We start from the raw sequence: 16,055 nt of genomic DNA, 5'->3' as shown, positions 1-16,055 counted from the left end.
ACTGCGCCAAACCTGCGCGCGAAGACCATAAGCGCGCTGCTTGGCGCAGAGGTGCCGCGCGTCTAAAGGATTCTGCCGGCGGCAATCGGAAGCTGCGGCAAGGGAGTAGTTCGGACCGATGGCATGGATCGGCGTGACAAGCGGAATGCGGCGATGACGGGTACAGGCCCGCGCATCCTTCTGGTCGTGGGTGGCGGCATCGCCGCCTACAAGGCGTGCGAGCTCGTGCGGCTGATCCGCAAGGGCGGCGGCGAGGTAACCTGTGTGGTCACCAAGGGCGGGCAGCAGTTCGTCACCCCGATGGCGCTTGCGGCCCTGTCCGAGAACCAGGTCTATACCAACCTCTTCGACCTCAAGAACGAGGCGGAAATGGGCCACATCCAGCTCAGCCGCGAGGCTGATCTGGTGGTGGTCTGCCCGGCAACCGCCGATCTGCTTGCCAAGATGGCGGCAGGCATTGCCGACGATCTTGCTACCACCCTCATCCTCGCGACCGACAAGCCGGTGATTGCCGTTCCCGCCATGAATGTGCGCATGTGGGAACACGAGACAACCCAGCGCAATGTCGAATTGCTCGCCTCGGCGGGCGTGACCGTTCTCCATCCCGACGAAGGCCCGATGGCCTGCGGCGAGTTCGGCTATGGTCGCCTGCCCGAGCCCGATGCGATCTGGCGCGTGATCGCCGACCATTTCGGCATCGCCGTGGCCGAGCCCGAGCCTGCGCTGCTTTCGCCGAGGGACCGGCAGGCAATCGAAGTTGAGGCGCTCGAGCCGGAGGATGAAGAGGAGGGCGCAGCGACGCCCGCCGGCGGTGGTGGACTGGGCGGGCTGCTTGCGCGCATCATCCCCCGCTCGACCGCCAAGCGCACGCACGAGGAGATCGAGGCGGAGTATCAGGACCTGCCCGAGCCCGACGACGAAGACCTGCCGCCGCCGGAAGAGCCCGTGCCCGACTTCGCCCCCGATCTCGGTGGACCGCTATTGGCATCCAAGGGCAAGGCCAGTGCCGCGCCGCCGGTCGATGCCGATGCCATCAATCACAAGGTCGATACCCGCAAGAGCGCGCCCGAGACCATCGCCCCGGCGATACCGGACGAGATCGAAGCCGTGCTTGGCGAGGTTACCGAGGGTGCCGACTTCGATCTGCCTGCCGATCACCGGCCGCTTGCGGGCCGGCACGTGCTTGTGACGGCTGGACCAACCTGGGAGGCGATCGATCCGGTGCGCTATATCGCCAATCGGTCAAGCGGAAAGCAGGGTTTCGCCATCGCTGCGGCTGCTGCGGCGCTGGGAGCAAAGGTGACGCTTGTGGCCGGCCCCGTTTCGCTCAAGACTCCTGCCGGCGTTAAGCGCGTCGATGTCGAAAGTGCCGAGGATATGGCCAAGGCGGTCAAGACGGCGCTTCCTGCAGACGTGGCGGTGATGGTCGCGGCGGTCGCGGACTGGCGGCCCAAGGAATATCGCGGGGAGAAGATCAAGAAGCGCAGCTCCGCTCCTCCGGCACTGATGCTGACCGAGAACCCCGATATCCTCGCGAATGTTGCCGCCGGGGCCAAACGCCCCGAACTGGTGGTAGGTTTCGCCGCCGAGACCGACAACGTGCTCGAAAATGCCAAGACCAAGCGCAAGCGCAAGAGTGCCGACTGGATCGTCGCCAATGACGTCAGCGGCGATGTCATGGGCGGCGACAAGAACCGGGTCCACATCGTGAGCGCGGACGGGGTCGAGACGCTTGACGAAATGCCGAAAAGCGCTGTTGCGATGGCATTGGTGGAGCGCATCGCTGCCACCCTCAAGGCGGAGGCTGCCGAGTGAGCATCCCGGTTCAGGTCAAGCGCCTGCCCCACGGTGCAGGCTTGCCGTTACCCGCCTATGCGACAAGCGGCGCGGCGGGGATGGACGTGGTGAGCGCCGAAGACGTGACTCTCGCGCCCGGCGCGCGTCATGCGGTGGCGACGGGCCTCGCGCTGGCGATTCCGCAGGGCTACGAAGTCCAGGTCCGTCCGCGCTCCGGGCTCGCGCTCAAGCACGGCATCACCGTGCCCAACACGCCCGGCACGATCGACAGCGACTATCGCGGCGAGCTAAAGGTCATCCTCGTCAATCACGGCGCCGAACCTTTTGCCATCGCGCGGGGGGACCGCGTGGCCCAGCTGGTGCTTGCACCCGTGGTGCAGGCGGCATGGGACGAGGTAGCGGAACTGGACGCGACCGAGCGAGGCGACGGCGGCTTCGGCTCGACCGGGGGGCACGCGAAACTCTGACAAGGTAACGGGGTGCTGGCTGTCGCCGCATCCCAACAAAAAAGGCGGCGCGATCCCCTGCGCCGCCTTCTTGTTCCCGTCCAAGGGTCTCGTTGTTTTTCCGTCTACACCATCAATCCTGCTGGCGCACGGTCTTTTCGTCATCACGGATCGTAATGCGCACGGTCTCTCCCGAATTGCCCGGGAAGTCCGTGAACATCGCGTCCACCAGATTGGGCACCAGCCGCGGCAGGCGGTTTGAGCGCGAGACGGCTTCAGCCCTGCCTTCAAACAGGCGCTGTCCATCGGCAGCGCGATCAATCTTCAACTCGATCCCGCTGGTAAAGATCGTGTAGCTGCGCACGTTCGGGCCACCGAGCCATGGATCATTGAAACCAAAGCCCCACGCGCCGAAGCCACCGCCCCACGGACCCCAGGGTCCCCATGGGCCACCGGCAAAGCCGACGCCCGGATCGGTGCGCACCCGTTCGCGCCCATTATCGACACGATAGTCGAACCGTACCAGCATGTCCGCCGTTTCGGGCGAGGCGGCACGAGTATAGCCGAGCTGCTCCATCTCCGCCGCTACCACATTGGCATAGGTGGCGAATTCCAGCCCGCCGGCAAGCTTGGGATCTTCCGGCACCACGGCAAAGGACTGACCCTGCGGCGCCGGAAGCGGCACGGTGAAGCGCGACACGTCGGCCTTGAACAGCGTGCTGCAGGCTGCAAGGCTGGCTGCGAGCATGACAGGCAGCCCGATGCGGCGGAGCAACTTATTCGACGTCATAAATGTCAACATGACATAACCCTTGTTCTGTAACCAGTGCGACCTTGGCACTGGTGCTTGTGGCAAACACAATATCAGGCAGGCATGAACGGCAATTGAATATTCGCCGCACCTCAGGCTCGACTCGTCGCAGCCCTGACGGATCAGTGTCGCACCAGTCCGAGTGCGCGGTAGGCAGCATCTAGCGTCGGCGTGCCGCGCTCGCGTGCCTTGGCCGCGCCGCGCGCGAGGATGGCGTCGAGCGTCTCTGAATCGCCCTTGAGCGCGCGGAATCTTTCACTGATCGGCGCGAGCGTTTCCACCAGCAGCTCGCCCAGCGCGGGCTTGAATGCACCGAAGCCCTGCCCGCCGAACTCGGCCAGGACCGATGCCGGTTCCTTGCCCGCCAGCGCCCCGAAAATGCCGACGAGATTCGCTGCCTCCGGGCGACCTTCCAATCCGTCGGTCTCCGAGGGCAGCGGTTCAGGATCGGTCTTGGCCTTCCTGACCTTCTGCATGATCGTGTCGGCATCATCGACGAGGTTGATCCGGCTCATCTCGCTGGGATCGGATTTCGACATCTTGGCGCTACCGTCGCGTAGGGACATGATCCGCGCTGCTTCGCCCGGGATGATCGGCTCGGGCAGGGTGAATACGGGCGCCTCTTCCGGGCAAAAATCGTTGTTGAACTTCTGTGCGATGTCGCGCGCGAGCTCCAGGTGCTGCTTCTGGTCCTCGCCCACAGGCACGTGGGTCGCCTGGTAGAGCAGAACGTCGGCGGCCTGCAGCACCGGATAGGTGAACAGCGCAACCGACTGGCCCTCGCGGTTCTTGCCGGCCTTGTCCTTCCACTGGGTCATGCGATTGAGCCAGCCCATCCGCGCCGTGCCGTTCAGCAGCCATTGCAGCTCGGCATGGGCGGGAACCTGCGCCTGGTTGAACAGCACCGAACGGTCCGGATCAATCCCGCAGGCGACCAGCGCCGCTGCCATTTCCAGCGTGGCAGCGCGCAAGGTTGCTGGATCATGCGGCTGCGAGATGGCGTGCAGATCGGCAAGAAAGAACAGGCACTCGCTGCCATCGGCCATCTCGTCCTGCATCCGCACCCAGTTGCGGATCGCGCCCAGATAATTGCCGAGATGAAGATTGCCGGTGGGCTGGATGCCGGAAACGACCCGCATGATGGTGACTGTCCTTCGAATTTACGTCTGGCGGCGCATTAGGCGTTGCACCGTCGCTTTGTCGAGTATTCCGAGGATGACCGCACCTGCGCCGTAGGTCACAAGACCAACCCCGCCGATCGCCGCAATTGCCATCAGCCTTTCGGCCAGACTTCCCTCCAACAAGGGTGCGATGGCCTGCATGAGTGCCAGCAGTGCTCCGCCCATGGCGGCCGAAGCCACTGCGATCCTGACCAGCCGGCCGACCACGCGTGCGGGCAAACGGAAGAAGCCGCGCCGAGCAAGTATGGTGCCCAGCAATACGATATTGATCCACGCCCCGATCGCTCCTGCCAGCGCCAGGCCGACCACGCCAAAGCGAGGCACCAGCAGGAAGTTCATCACCACCGTTACCGCCAACGAGGCCGCTGCCGTGTAGACCGGTGTCTTGGTATCGGCCCGTGCGAAGAAATTCGGCGTCAGCACCTTTACCAGCACGTAGGCCGGCAGGCCCACGACAAGCGCCGAGACGACCATACCCGTCACCCGTGCATCCTCGGGAGTGAAGGCCTGGCCCTGCATGAATACTTTCACGAAGGCTCCGCCCGTGATGAACAGCGCGACCGCGCAAGGCAGGGTCAACAGCATCGCAAGCTCGATTGCATTGGCCTGCAGGCGCACCGCCTCTTCGTCCTCGGCCCGGCTGATGTAGCGCGAAAGGGCAGGCAGGATCGCGGTGCCGAGCGCAATGCCGATGATACCGAGCGGCAGCTGGTTCCAGCGGTCGGCCATGGCCATGTAGGTCAGGCTGCCGTCGGGCAGGCCGCGGATGAAGGCGAGATCGATGAACCGACTGATCTGGTAGACCCCGGCGCCGAACACGGCCGGAACGATCAGCGCACCCATTTCCTTCACCCGTGCCGTGATTTGCGGCGTCAGGCGCGGGATCCGGAAACCGGCGCGGCGCATGAACCAGTAGAGCCATGCCAGCTGAAGCGCTCCGCTGACCGAGACCGCGATGGCGAGCCCGATCCCGGTCGCGGCCCGCGTTGCCTCTCCACCGGGCTGCATCGCACCCCAGACCAGTGCTGTAAGCAGGCAGATATTGAGCAGGATCGGCGCCGCAGCGGCCGCAGCGAAGCGCGACAACGAGTTCAGGATCGCGGCGACGAGCGTCGCGAGGCTCATGAACATGAGATAGGGAAAGGCAATCCGGCCCATGGTGACGGCGAGATCATAGGTCGCTGCATTGCCGCGCAGGTCGGCATTGGCAAAGGCCCAAAGAACCCAGGGCATCGACAGCATCATCAATGCGCCGAACAGCACAAGGATAGGCAGCAGCACCGCCAGCACTTCGCCGGCGAACTGCTTTGCCTGGTTCTCCCCTTCGGTCATGTGACGGTTGAACAGCGGCACGAAAGCCGAAGCAAAGGCCCCTTCCGCGAACAGCCGCCGGAACAGGTTGGGCAGCTGGAAGGCCAGTTGCCATGCATCGGCTACCCCGCCCGCGCCAAGCACCCGGGCAAGCATTATATCACGGGCAAACCCGAAGACCCGGCTGACCAGGGTCAGCGAACCGATGGTCCCGACGTTTTTGAGCAGGCTCATGGCGCGCGCCCGCGAGCGGTGAGGGTCAGGAGTTGCCAGTCACCGGCGCGACTGGATCGCCGCCCGCGGCTTCCTCGGCACGGCGCGCCTGCAGACGCTGGACGTAGAGGCCGTTGAAGTCGATCGGATCGAGCATCAGCGGCGGGAAACCGGCATCGCGAACCGCATCTGCCACTACGCGGCGCGCGAACGGGAAAAGCAAACGCGGCGCTTCGGCATAAAGGAAAGCGTGCGCTTGATCCTCCGCCACATTGCGCATGCCGACAAGCCCGCAGAAGGCGAGGTCGACGATGTAGACCTTTCCGCGCTGCGAAGATGCGGTGAGGGTCATCTTCAACGTTACTTCGTGGACGTCGCTGCCCACATTTTCCGCACCGATGTTGAACTGGACATCGATCTGCGGTGCCTCGTTCCACTGGTAGACATCGGGTGCGTTGGGGTTTTCGACCGAAAGATCCTTCACGTACTGGGTAATCAGGCCGACCGCGGGTTGCGTATCCGCACCATTGGGCTTCGCGCCGCCGGCATTGTCGAGATTGGTGAGGATGCCTTCTTCATCGGCCATTGGTCTGGTCTTTCAATCTTTGAAACAGGAATTGCGCGGTATGCATTGTCGGCATCGGTCCGCAGCCACGCCGCGCGACTAGCAGGCGCAGAGCCCCCTCGCAACAGTCCCTGAAGGCCAAAGTTTCGGCACCCGCGGCAACCTATCGGTCGTTGGCGAATTGTAATCAGTGCCTATCTAAGGCACAGTAATGCTATTCGGGTGCCCGTCCGGCCCAGCCGGTTGGTCGGCCCCCTCGCAGATCGGATATGTCTAGTGCTTGAAATCGTTCTCCTCGCCATGGTCGCCGCTTTTCTCGGCCTGCGCCTCTATGCGGTGCTCGGGCGCCGTGCCGAGCATGAGGAGGAATCGGTTCCGCAGCGTTTTGAATCGGACGACAAGCCGGCTGGCGTCGTGCACCCTGCTCCGGCTACTCCTGTAGTGGCGGCCCGGCCGCCCGAGCTTGCCGGCGTGATGCCGGCTGTCGAACGCGGCATCCGCGAGATTGCCGCAGCTGACAGCCGCTTCAATCTTGCCCAGTTTCTCGAAGGCGCGCGCGGCGCATACCGGATGGTGCTTGAAGCCTTCTGGAGTGGTGACCGTGCCACCCTGCGCGAATTGTGCGACGACGACGTATATGAAGGCTTCATCGCGGCGCTTGATGCGCGTGAGGCCGCCGGCGAGACACTCGAAAACACGCTGATCCGGATCGAGGAAACCCGGATTCACTCGGCATCGGTGGATGGCCGCATGGCCCGCATTGCAGTCCTGTTCGTAGCCGATATTGCTGCTGTGACCCGGGACAAGGACGGGAATGTAGTCGCTGGTTCGCTGGACGACGCGATTGAGAGCCGCGATGTCTGGACCTTCTCGCGCAACACTGCTGCCCGCGACCCGAACTGGCTGCTCGACGAAACCGACGAGGGTTGAGGTTCGGGGCGCCGTGCCCCTTTTCCGAGGAACCCCGATGAGGCTGTTGCTTGGCCTGGCGCTTGGCCTCGCGCTCGCAGGTTGCGGGCGGATTATTCCTCAGGCCACCGCATCGACCCCGGTTGTTGCCGCGCCGGCGACACCGCTCTCCGCCAATGCGGTGCTGGCGGGCGTTGTGCTGGGTCCCACCTTTGCGGCGCTTTCTGTCAGTGAAGCGGATGCCCGACCGGCTCTGGCCAGCTTCATCGAGTCCTGTCCTGCCCTGGTCACGCGCGACGATGCCAGCGGGCTGACCGTGCCTGATGACTGGCGCAAGGTATGCGATGAGGCGCGCGGGTGGCCCAGGGAACGTTCGCGCATCTTTTTCGCCAGCCAGTTCCAGCCGGTACGGATCGGTGATGGACGAGCCTTTGCGACCGGATATTTCGAGCCCGAGATCTCTGGCAGCCGCACCGCTCGACCGGGCTTCACGGTCCCCGTTTACGCCGTGCCTTCCGATCTTGTGCGCGCCTGGCCTGATGATGTGCCCCAAGCGGAACGCAATGGTCGTCCGCCACTGGGTCGCTATGATCAACAGGGACGCTTCGTCCTCTATCACGATCGCGCTGCTATCGAAGACGGTGCCTTGGCAGGCAAGGCCGAGGTGATCGCATGGGCAGCAGACCCGGTCGAATTTTTCTTCCTTCAGATCCAGGGCTCTGGTCGCCTGCGGACGCCCGAGGGCGAAGTGATCCGCATCGGCTATGCCGGACAGAACGGATGCGAATATGTCGGCATCGGCGGGGTAATGCGCGAGCGTGGCTTGCTGGGGGATGGCCCCGGCAAGTATCCGGGATCGATGCAGGGGATTATGGCCTATATCCGCGAGAACCCGTCTGAAGGTCGCGCGCTCATGCGGCTCAACAAGAGCTGGGTGTTCTTTAGGGAACTGGACGGGGATGGCCCGTTGGGTGCCCTCGGGGTCCCGGTGCGCGGCAGGGTTTCGGTTGCTGCGGATCCAGCCTACGTGCCGCTAGGAGCGCCGGTTTGGCTCGATCTCGACCGGCAAGAGGCTTCCGGACTTTGGATCGCGCAGGATACTGGCGGGGCGATCAAGGGAGCCAATCGCTTTGATACGTTCTGGGGCGCAGGCGAAGACGCGAGAGTGATCGCCGGGGGGATGAGCGGGCGCGGACAGGCCTATGTACTGCTGCCAAGCGCTGCAGCCGCGCGGCTCGGAACGCGTACGCCATGAGACCACCGCGCGGGCTGACAGTCGGTGAGCAGGTCGCATGGGCACATCTTGCCGCGAGCGTGAAACCGCTGCCGGGGAAAAAGCGCCCAGATGCACCTCTCAAGGCGCAGGCAGCGCATCCCAGGCCTGCGGTCGGGCCAAGCGCGGGTGTATCCATCGAGCCAGCCCAATCCGCCAAACCGGTCAAGGGATCGCGTCGTTCCGTGTCCCCGCCGCCGCCACCTCCTGCCATTCCCGGCGGGCTGGATTCGCACTGGGAGCGGCGGATGAAGGGGGGGCGGATTGTTCCGGATCTGACGCTGGATCTCCATGGGCATACGCTTGACGCAGCCTATGATAGGATCATGGCAGGGCTCGATCAGGCCCGGGCGATGGATGCCCGCGTCGTGCTGATCATCGCCGGGCGCGAGAGGCCTGTCGATCCGGCAGACCGAAGCAGCACGCGCGGCGCAATCCGTGCCAAGCTGCTGGACTGGCTGGCCGCCAGCCGTCATGCGAGCACGATTGCAGCGGTTCGCCGCGCGCACGTCCGCCATGGTGGTGATGGGGCGCTATACCTCATTCTCAAGCGCCGCAGCTGAAAGCCCTGCACGCCGGGCATGGGCTCGCTTTTCCGTGCCGCTCACGCGCAGGGCGGTTTCGATCTGCGGGCGCGCAATTGCGCCAACGACGTCTCACAAGCTCGCTGAGATCGGCTTCGGAGTTATCGCATCGCGACGACCTGCCGTCCCAAGCAGGAGCAGCCCCTTAGTCTTGCGCCGTCTTTTGCTGTTCGACCACGTAGGGCGGTGCGTAGCCTGCTTCGCCGAAGGTCCGGGCGATGAGTTTGTTGGTGTCGAAATAGACCTGCCAGTAGTGGTCGGTGTGGCAATAGGGACGCACTGCGAGCACGGTGCCGCGCTCGTTGAAATCGAGGATCTCGACATCGGGCGCAGGCTCGGCGACGACATTGGGGATCGCCGCCAGCGCGGGCTTGAGCCGGGCAATCGCATCGAGCGGATCGACCCCGAAGGCGAGCTGCGCGGTGCGGTCGACGCGGCGATATTCATGGGACGAGAAGTTCTTCACCACATCGCCCGAGATCTTGGCATTGCCGACGATGGTCTGGACATTGTCGGGGCTGGTGATGACGGTGTTGAACAGCCCGACCTCGGTCACCGTCCCCTCGACCCCGCCGCCGACGATGTAATCGCCGACCTTGTAGGGGCGGAAGATGATGAGGAAGGCACCGGCGGCAAAGTTGCTGAGCAGGCCCGACCAGGCCGCGCCCACGGCGAGACCGACACCGGCGAGCAGCGCGGCAAAGCTGGTCGTCTCGATCCCGAAATAGCCCAGGATCGCCACCACCAGCACGATGTTGAGCACGACCGAGAGGATCGAGGCGATGTAGCGTTGCAACGTGGGGTCGAAATTGCGCGCGGTCAGCACCCGTCCCAGCACGCCGATCGCAAAGCTGATCAGCCAGCGCCCGATCATGTAGAGCGCAAAGCCCGCCGCAATCTGCAGCGCAGCCGACGTCATCGCCGCCGAAATCGTCGCCCAGTCCATTTGCATCTCACCATCCCCCGCACCAGCGACCGAACCAAAATCGAGTCGTCACCATCCGAAGAATGCCCGAAGCTCTTGTGAAAGGGAACAGTTTTGCATGGCCGCTATCGTCCACCAGCCCGCCCTGCGCGCCGGCATATGGCGCCGTCCATGACGCTGCGCGAGGGTTGGTGCATCCCGGCATGAAAACCGGGCCGACTTCTCAAGTGAGGTGGCGGTGCTCACAGTCGGAACGTGAAAGGTCTCTCACTCATGGCAGCTTTGCGCTCTCATTTCGGTCTCTGCGAACCACCTCATGATCACTTGAAAGCGGGCAATTGTGCAAAGGGGATCAACGACTGGATCTGGGACTTTGCTGCCATTAAAAGGCAGCTTGCCTTAAGGCTGGTTTCACCAGAAGCGGACACAACCATGCCCAGCGGCAACGAGGGTGGCTATCTCGTGTCCGCTTCCTGAAAGCCCAAACTGGAAGAGACCCCGAAGAAGTCAACTCCGGATTTCGCTTTTCGCAGTCTAACGAGGAAGTGCGTTTTCGTTTAGACGCTGATGGAACCGCGCCGGCAAGCGTTCATTCTAATCAGGCAATTCATACCAATCACCTTGCGATCCCCAAGCGAATTTGGTCAGTCTTGTGGATCAGGACAGCCCTAGCAAAGTCCCCGTTCGCGCGCGATCATCGCTGCGTGGGTGCGGTTCTTGGCGTCGAGCTTGCGGCATATGGTCTTGACGTGGAGCTTAATGGTAGGCTCGCGCAGGTTGAGTTGGCGCGCGATTTCCTTGTTGGCATGGCCTGCGCATAGCCCTGCCAGCACTTCAAGCTCGCGCGGGGACAGGCCCGAGGGCGGCGTCTCGACCGCGCCCGAGGGGCGGTGCAGATCGAGCGGCATGTAGACCTCACCCGCCGCCATGAAGCGGATGGCATTGACTAGCGAGCGCGCCGGAAGGGTCTTGGGCAGATAGCCCGCGGCGCCCACCGAGAGCACCTTCTCGGCCACGCCCGGCGGCGCGAGCCCCGACATCAGCGCCACCGGGCGGCCTGCATTCTGCGCGATAGTCTGTTCTAGCCCGCGATAGCCGTCCATTCCCGGCATCCCGTAATCGAGCACGACCAGATCGAACGGCGCGGCGGCCGCAGCTATGCGATCGAGCGTCTGCGGGAGATCGGCCACGGTTTCCACCATGAAGCCCCCCTCGGCCTCAAGATAGGAGCGCAGCACATCGCGCAGCAATTCGTGATCGTCGGCAATCAGGATATGCATGAGGAACTCCTTGCGCGCGCGGCGTCGATCGCGGCGGCGGCGGCGGCGGCGAGCTGGGCGGTGGTGGTGGGCTTGCCGAGCACCCCGTCGAACAGCCCGACCTGTTTCTGGTGCAGCTGATGCACGCGCGGCAAGGCGGTCAACAGCAGGATCGGCAGATCGTCCCGCGTCCGGCGCAGCGCCCGCGCCAGCTGCGCGCCGTTCATGCCCGGCATGTCATAATCGGTGATCACCAGATCCCAAGAGCCAGGATCGTCCTGCAGCACCGCGATCGCATCCTGCGGATCGATGCAGGGGCCGACTTCGGCGCCGACTTCCTCGAGCATCGCCTCCAGCGTGTCGGCCACGGTCGGATTGTCGTCGACCACCAGCACGGTCTTGCCCGCCAGCACATTGCCCGCGGCCAGCAGGCTGCTGGGGATTCCGCGTTCGTTCCCGTCGCCCGCTTCGAGCGGCCACCAGACTTCGAAGATGGTGCCGCAATCGGACCAGCTCTGGATCGCCAGCGCGCCGTTGTTGGCAGCGATGATCCCCGCCACCACGGCAAGGCCAAGTCCGGTCCCGGCCTCGCCCTTGTGGGTGAAGAATGGTTCGAACACCCGGCCGAGATCCTCGGCGGCAATGCCGCAGCCGGTGTCGCTGACGCGGATCACGGCGGCAGGCACCTGCGGCACCGTGCCGACCACCACTGTGCCCTCGGGCTGGTAATCGCGATTGGCGATCACCTCGAGCTTGATTCGCCCGACTTCGCCCGGCCGCAGCGCGTCGCGGGCATTGAGCGCGAGGTTGAGCACCACCTGATTGAGCTCGGTATCGTCGGTTTGCGCCATCAGCGGCGCGGGCGGCAGTTCGAGTTCGATGCGGTGGAGCGGATCGGTGAGGCTCGGGACCACCAGATCGCGCACGTCCCGCAGCGTGCGGCGCAGATCGGCGAGCTTCGGATGCGGCGTCCGTCGACCAAGAGTCAGTAGCTTCTCGGTCAATCCCGCCGCGGTCGAGGCGGCGGACTGGATGCGAAGCGCATGGTGGCGAACCCGCTCGTCATTGATGTTGCGCAGCAATTCGGCGGTGCCGGAAATCGCGGCGATGAGATTGTTGAAGTCATGCGCGATGCCGCTGGCCAGTTGGCCGACGACTTCCTGCCGCTGGGCCAGCATCAGCTGTTCGCGCAGCCTGGCCTTCTCGCGCTCCATCGCGCGCCGGTCACTCACGTCGCGGGTGACGCACACTATCCCGCCCTCGGGCGACAGCGAGAGTACGACTTCCTGTTCGATCGGGCTGCCGTCGCGCCTGCGCCCCTGCGTCTCGCCGCGCCACTGGCCGGTGCGCAGCAGGATCGGCATGGCTTCCTCGTTGATGCGGCTCACCTCGAGCGGATCGTAGAGCACGTGCCACGGCTTGCCGGTCAGCTCTGCCGGATCTTCGTAGCCGAACATCAGCGCGTGGCCGCGGTTCATGAACATGAACACGCCATCGGGGTCGGTGATTGCGATGCCATCGTCCGACGCCTCGATCGCGGCGACCTGCCGGGCGAGGCGCGCTTCGGTGGCGACGCGCTCGGCCTCGGCCTCCTTGCGTGCCGAGATGTCGCGGATGATCGCGGCAAAGCCCGCCGGCCCGCCCGCCTCGGCACCTTCACCCGGCCACATCGCAAGCGACAGCTCGACCGGTATTTCGTGACCCGCCTTGCAGGTCGCAGGCACCTCGACCGTTTGGCCGACAAGCTTGATCGGTCCGCGCGCGCGCAGCCGGGCCACGCCCGCATGGTGGCCGGCGCGGTGGCGATCGGGGATGATCATGTCGAGCGGCTGGCCGATGGCTTCCTCGGCGCTCCAGCCGAACATCGCCTCGGCCGCGCGGTTCCACAGGATGATGCGGCTGTCCGGATCCGAGCATACGAAGGCGTCGGTGGTGGTCTGCGCGATCAGCTGCGAGATGCGCTGCTCCTGACGGATGCGGCGGCTTTCGAGCAGCGCCACGACCTGGCTCGCCATCAGCACCAGGATATCCCGCTCGCGCGGGGTGAAGCGCTCGCGCGGGGCGGAATCGATGATGCACAGCGTGCCGACCGCATGGCCGTCAGCCAGCACCAGCGGCGCGCCTGCGTAGAAGCGGATATGCGGCGCGCCCGAGACCAGCGGATTGGCGGCAAAGCGGGGATCGCGGTGCGTGTCCTCGACCACCATCACCTCCCGGCCGGCAATCGTATGGCCGCAGAAGGAATGGCGGCGGCAGGTCTCGCTCGTATCCAGCCCGTGGCGCGATTTGAACCACTGGCGGTCGGCATCGACAAGGCTCACCAGCGCGATGGCGGTGTCGAAACGGTCGGCCGCAAGGCGGGTGATGACGTCGAGTTCGCGGTCGGCCGGGGTATCGAGCACGCCCAAATCGCGCAGCGCGGCAAGCCGGAACGGCTCGTCCGGCAAAACCGGCGGAACGGATGGGTCGTGTTGGCGCATCGGGTGAAGCTGTCCTGTCAATCTGCCTCGGGGAGTGATGGCCTCGTCCTGTTCCACGCGCGCGTGGGCCGCGCAATCCGGCCTTATGGCGATGAAATCCTATCCTTTCGTATATATTGCCCCCTGCCTCCGGTGATTTCCCTATGCCCCGGTTAGGGACCACCTGACCATCGGGTGACCGGTCCCAGCCTTCCGCGCCGCGCAATATCCCCTCGCGCCAATGACAGGCAGCGGTCCGGGCGGCATCTGGGGGTCAGCCACGGCACACCTGCCGATGGACATGACCATGACCAGAAGGACCAATGAAATGAACAAGATGTTTGCAGTTGCCACCGTTCTCGCCTCGCTCGCCGCCGCGACCTCGGCGAACGCCCAGTCGGCCGATGCCGGCGCCGGCGCGAAGATCATCGCCCCGCTGGAAATCAGCAACGTGACCGATCTCTACTTCGGCACCATCGCCCCCTCGACCACCGTCGCCGATCAGGTCGTGGTGCTGGCCGACGGCAGCCGCAAGTGCGGCCCGGCGCTGACCTGCCTGACCGCCGACCACACCGCTGCTGCTTTCGCGGTGACCGGTGAAGCCGACGCCTTCTACACCATCTCGCTGCCCAAGGAGATCAATATCGTGAACGAGAAGGGCACCGAGATGCAGGTGACTGAATTCAACGGCTCGAAGACCGGCGGCCAGCTGCTGAGCGGCGAAGACAGCTTCACGGTTGGCGGCACGCTCTACGTCGGCGTGCGTCAGGAAGCCGGCAAGTACACCGGCAGCTTCACCGTCGCTGTCGAATACCAGTAAGCCAGTCCCTGGCAGGGGAAGGGGGTCGTCCGGCGGTGATCGCACGGGCGGCCCCCAACCCCCCGCCAAGGTGCCAAGACCATACCCCTGCCAAGAGGTCTTCTCCCATGTCCCGCTTTCCCCTTGTCGCCGCGCTGCTCGCGGCGCTCGCTGCCCCTGTGCCTGCCGCTGCCGAGCTGCTCGTCGCCCCCACCCGCGTGGTGCTGACCCCGCAGGCGCGCTCTTCCGAACTGGTGCTCGTCAACAAGGGCGCCGAGACCGCCGCTTTCCGCATCGCCATCGAGAACCGCCGGATGCGCGAGGACGGCAGCCTCGAGGACGCGCCCGAGGCGCTTCCCGGCGAGCAGTTCGCCGATGACAAGCTGCGTTATTCGCCGCGCCAGCTGGTGCTGGAACCCGGCGCGCGCCAGGTGGTGCGGATCATGGCATCGGCCCCCGGCGATCTTGCACCGGGCGAGTATCGCTCGCACCTCCGGCTGATGTCGGCCCCCGTCAGCGCGGGCACGACGCAGCTCGCGGGCGAGGCCGCCGGCGACAATTCCCTGTCGATCGAACTGGTGGCGATCCGCTCGATCACCATTCCCGTCATCCTGCGGGTCGGCGCGCTCGATGCCAGCGTCACCATGGATACCGCCGCGCTCGCCGAGGAAGCGCCCGATCAGCTGGTGGTCCGCCTGACCCGTGCGGGCAGCCGTTCGACCTATGGCGATGTCAGCCTCACGATCGCGGGCGAGAAGGACCCTGCATGGCTGGTGCGCGGGGTAGCGATCTACACCCCGAACACCGCCCGCGACGTCATCGTGCCGCTGCCGCCCGAAGTGCGCGCTCGGCTCGCCGGGCAGCAGGTGCGGATCGATTATGTCTCGACCGACGCGGGCGATCCGGCCAGCGCGGGCAAGCTGCTCGCCAGCCTCACCACGGCGCTCTGAGCTCATGACCTGGCTCGGTAATCGCCCATGTCCCGCCGCCCCTTCCGGCCGCTGCGCTGGCTGTCCGCACTGGTCTGCGCAGCCGGACTGGCAGGCGCAGTCCCTGCCCCGGTTCGGGCGCAAGATAGTGGCCTGTTCGACCGGCTGTTCGGCAGCGATCCTGCGGCCGAGCGGGCCGGTCAGGCCGCTGACGGGCTCGCCCTTCCGGCCCTATTTGCGGAAGGCAGGCTGATTGCGGACACGCTACCGCTGCAGGATCTCGGCCCCGGCGCTGGCACCTGCGTGGCGATTGTCCCGCTGCTCGAGGCGCTCGAGCTCGCCTTCACCCGGCCGCAGGAGGGCGCGGATATCGCCGTGACCCTGCCCGAGCCGCGCCGCGCGGTGACGATCCCCGCCGCCGCGCTGCTGCCCAGCCCCTCGGGCGATTGCGTCCCGCTGGCCGACTTGCCCGACCACCTGCCGCTGTCGCTCAGCCATGATGCCGTCAGCCAGCGCCTGCTGCTCGAACCGCGCGCCGCCCTGCCGGTGCTGATGCGGCTCGCGCGCGAGGAGCGCCAGGCGCGGCTGCGGCCC

15 protein-coding genes are annotated in these 16,055 nt (G+C 65.3%); 8 read left to right on the top strand and 7 right to left on the bottom strand.

Annotated features, from left to right (window positions below):
- The first annotated feature begins 153 nt into the window (after positions 1-153).
- Both I603_RS13505 and dut read left to right on the top strand, forming a co-directional pair.
- Complete coding sequence (locus tag I603_RS13505; RefSeq protein WP_086621942.1) at positions 154-1,815, top strand: bifunctional phosphopantothenoylcysteine decarboxylase/phosphopantothenate synthase; 1,662 nt, start codon at positions 154-156, stop codon at positions 1,813-1,815.
- The gene (gene dut / locus I603_RS13500; RefSeq protein ID WP_068865769.1) at positions 1,812-2,264 is read left to right on the top strand and encodes a dUTP diphosphatase; all 453 of its coding nucleotides are present in this window, start codon (positions 1,812-1,814) and stop codon (positions 2,262-2,264) included. The genes I603_RS13505 and dut overlap by 4 nt, the downstream gene beginning before the upstream one ends.
- 112 nt (positions 2,265-2,376) lie before the next feature.
- Here dut and I603_RS13495 read toward each other — a convergent pair whose 3' ends face one another.
- The 4 genes from I603_RS13495 to secB form a co-directional block, all read right to left on the bottom strand.
- Positions 2,377-2,991 (bottom strand): DUF4136 domain-containing protein, encoded by a 615-nt coding sequence (locus tag I603_RS13495; protein WP_086621943.1) that lies wholly within the window; start codon positions 2,989-2,991, stop codon positions 2,377-2,379.
- Positions 2,992-3,176: 185 nt separating this feature from the next.
- Positions 3,177-4,193, bottom strand: coding sequence for a tryptophan--tRNA ligase (gene trpS, locus I603_RS13490; RefSeq protein ID WP_068865767.1), 1,017 nt, complete (start codon positions 4,191-4,193; stop codon positions 3,177-3,179).
- 21 nt (positions 4,194-4,214) lie between these two features.
- Positions 4,215-5,780 carry a murein biosynthesis integral membrane protein MurJ gene (murJ, locus tag I603_RS13485; protein WP_068865766.1) on the bottom strand — a complete coding sequence of 522 codons (1,566 nt, stop codon included), beginning with the start codon at positions 5,778-5,780 and terminating at the stop codon, positions 4,215-4,217.
- Between the two features lie 25 nt (positions 5,781-5,805).
- Entirely contained in the window at positions 5,806-6,345 is a 540-nt protein-coding gene (secB, locus tag I603_RS13480; protein ID WP_068865765.1) for a protein-export chaperone SecB, read from the bottom strand.
- A 255-nt stretch (positions 6,346-6,600) separates the two neighbouring features.
- Here secB and I603_RS13475 point away from each other — a divergent pair, with 255 nt between their 5' ends.
- The 3 genes from I603_RS13475 to I603_RS14920 all read left to right on the top strand — a co-directional run bounded on the left by I603_RS13475 (position 6,601) and on the right by I603_RS14920 (position 9,069).
- Positions 6,601-7,254, top strand: coding sequence for a Tim44/TimA family putative adaptor protein (locus tag I603_RS13475; protein ID WP_407643889.1), 654 nt, complete (start codon positions 6,601-6,603; stop codon positions 7,252-7,254).
- A 37-nt stretch (positions 7,255-7,291) separates the two neighbouring features.
- Positions 7,292-8,488, top strand: coding sequence for a murein transglycosylase A (mltA, locus tag I603_RS13470; protein ID WP_068865764.1), 1,197 nt, complete (start codon positions 7,292-7,294; stop codon positions 8,486-8,488).
- Positions 8,489-8,691: 203 nt separating this feature from the next.
- Positions 8,692-9,069 carry a Smr/MutS family protein gene (locus I603_RS14920; protein ID WP_324613960.1) on the top strand — a complete coding sequence of 126 codons (378 nt, stop codon included), beginning with the start codon at positions 8,692-8,694 and terminating at the stop codon, positions 9,067-9,069.
- Positions 9,070-9,235: 166 nt separating this feature from the next.
- On the opposite strand, the gene I603_RS13460 is transcribed toward I603_RS14920, so the two are convergent.
- The 3 genes from I603_RS13460 to I603_RS13450 all read right to left on the bottom strand — a co-directional run bounded on the left by I603_RS13460 (position 9,236) and on the right by I603_RS13450 (position 13,754).
- Complete coding sequence (locus I603_RS13460; RefSeq protein WP_198157261.1) at positions 9,236-10,042, bottom strand: mechanosensitive ion channel family protein; 807 nt, start codon at positions 10,040-10,042, stop codon at positions 9,236-9,238.
- Between the two features lie 641 nt (positions 10,043-10,683).
- Complete coding sequence (locus I603_RS13455) at positions 10,684-11,295, bottom strand: response regulator transcription factor (RefSeq protein ID WP_068865762.1); 612 nt, start codon at positions 11,293-11,295, stop codon at positions 10,684-10,686.
- Positions 11,283-13,754 (bottom strand): hybrid sensor histidine kinase/response regulator, encoded by a 2,472-nt coding sequence (locus I603_RS13450; RefSeq protein ID WP_084440127.1) that lies wholly within the window; start codon positions 13,752-13,754, stop codon positions 11,283-11,285. Before I603_RS13450 ends, I603_RS13455 begins: the two co-directional genes overlap by 13 nt.
- A 307-nt stretch (positions 13,755-14,061) precedes the next feature.
- Between I603_RS13450 and I603_RS13445 the strand changes: the two genes are divergently transcribed.
- From I603_RS13445 to I603_RS13435, 3 genes are all read left to right on the top strand, one after another.
- Positions 14,062-14,553, top strand: a complete 492-nt coding sequence (locus I603_RS13445) for a DUF4402 domain-containing protein (RefSeq protein WP_158093644.1) — start codon at positions 14,062-14,064, stop codon at positions 14,551-14,553.
- Between the two features lie 107 nt (positions 14,554-14,660).
- Entirely contained in the window at positions 14,661-15,482 is an 822-nt protein-coding gene (locus I603_RS13440) for a fimbrial biogenesis chaperone (protein WP_068865759.1), read from the top strand.
- A gap of 27 nt (positions 15,483-15,509) precedes the next feature.
- Positions 15,510-16,055: hypothetical protein (locus tag I603_RS13435; RefSeq protein ID WP_198157260.1), on the top strand; the 546-nt coding region annotated here is incomplete at its 3' end.

The organism is Erythrobacter dokdonensis DSW-74, from assembly GCF_001677335.1.
Taxonomy (GTDB): domain Bacteria; phylum Pseudomonadota; class Alphaproteobacteria; order Sphingomonadales; family Sphingomonadaceae; genus Erythrobacter; species Erythrobacter dokdonensis.
This window is presented reverse-complemented; position numbering and strand designations above follow the sequence as displayed.

Coding starts and splice junctions, on each gene's coding strand:
- I603_RS13505 (WP_086621942.1), top strand. CDS start 154: ATGACGGGTACAGGCCCGCGCATCCTTCTGGTCGTGGGTGGCGGCATC.
- I603_RS13460 (WP_198157261.1), bottom strand. CDS start 10,042: ATGCAAATGGACTGGGCGACGATTTCGGCGGCGATGACGTCGGCTGCG.
- murJ (WP_068865766.1), bottom strand. CDS start 5,780: ATGAGCCTGCTCAAAAACGTCGGGACCATCGGTTCGCTGACCCTGGTC.
- I603_RS13455 (WP_068865762.1), bottom strand. CDS start 11,295: ATGCATATCCTGATTGCCGACGATCACGAATTGCTGCGCGATGTGCTG.
- I603_RS13445 (WP_158093644.1), top strand. CDS start 14,062: ATGAACAAGATGTTTGCAGTTGCCACCGTTCTCGCCTCGCTCGCCGCC.
- trpS (WP_068865767.1), bottom strand. CDS start 4,193: ATGCGGGTCGTTTCCGGCATCCAGCCCACCGGCAATCTTCATCTCGGC.
- mltA (WP_068865764.1), top strand. CDS start 7,292: ATGAGGCTGTTGCTTGGCCTGGCGCTTGGCCTCGCGCTCGCAGGTTGC.
- I603_RS13450 (WP_084440127.1), bottom strand. CDS start 13,754: ATGCGCCAACACGACCCATCCGTTCCGCCGGTTTTGCCGGACGAGCCG.
- I603_RS13495 (WP_086621943.1), bottom strand. CDS start 2,991: ATGCTCGCAGCCAGCCTTGCAGCCTGCAGCACGCTGTTCAAGGCCGAC.
- I603_RS13440 (WP_068865759.1), top strand. CDS start 14,661: ATGTCCCGCTTTCCCCTTGTCGCCGCGCTGCTCGCGGCGCTCGCTGCC.
- secB (WP_068865765.1), bottom strand. CDS start 6,345: ATGGCCGATGAAGAAGGCATCCTCACCAATCTCGACAATGCCGGCGGC.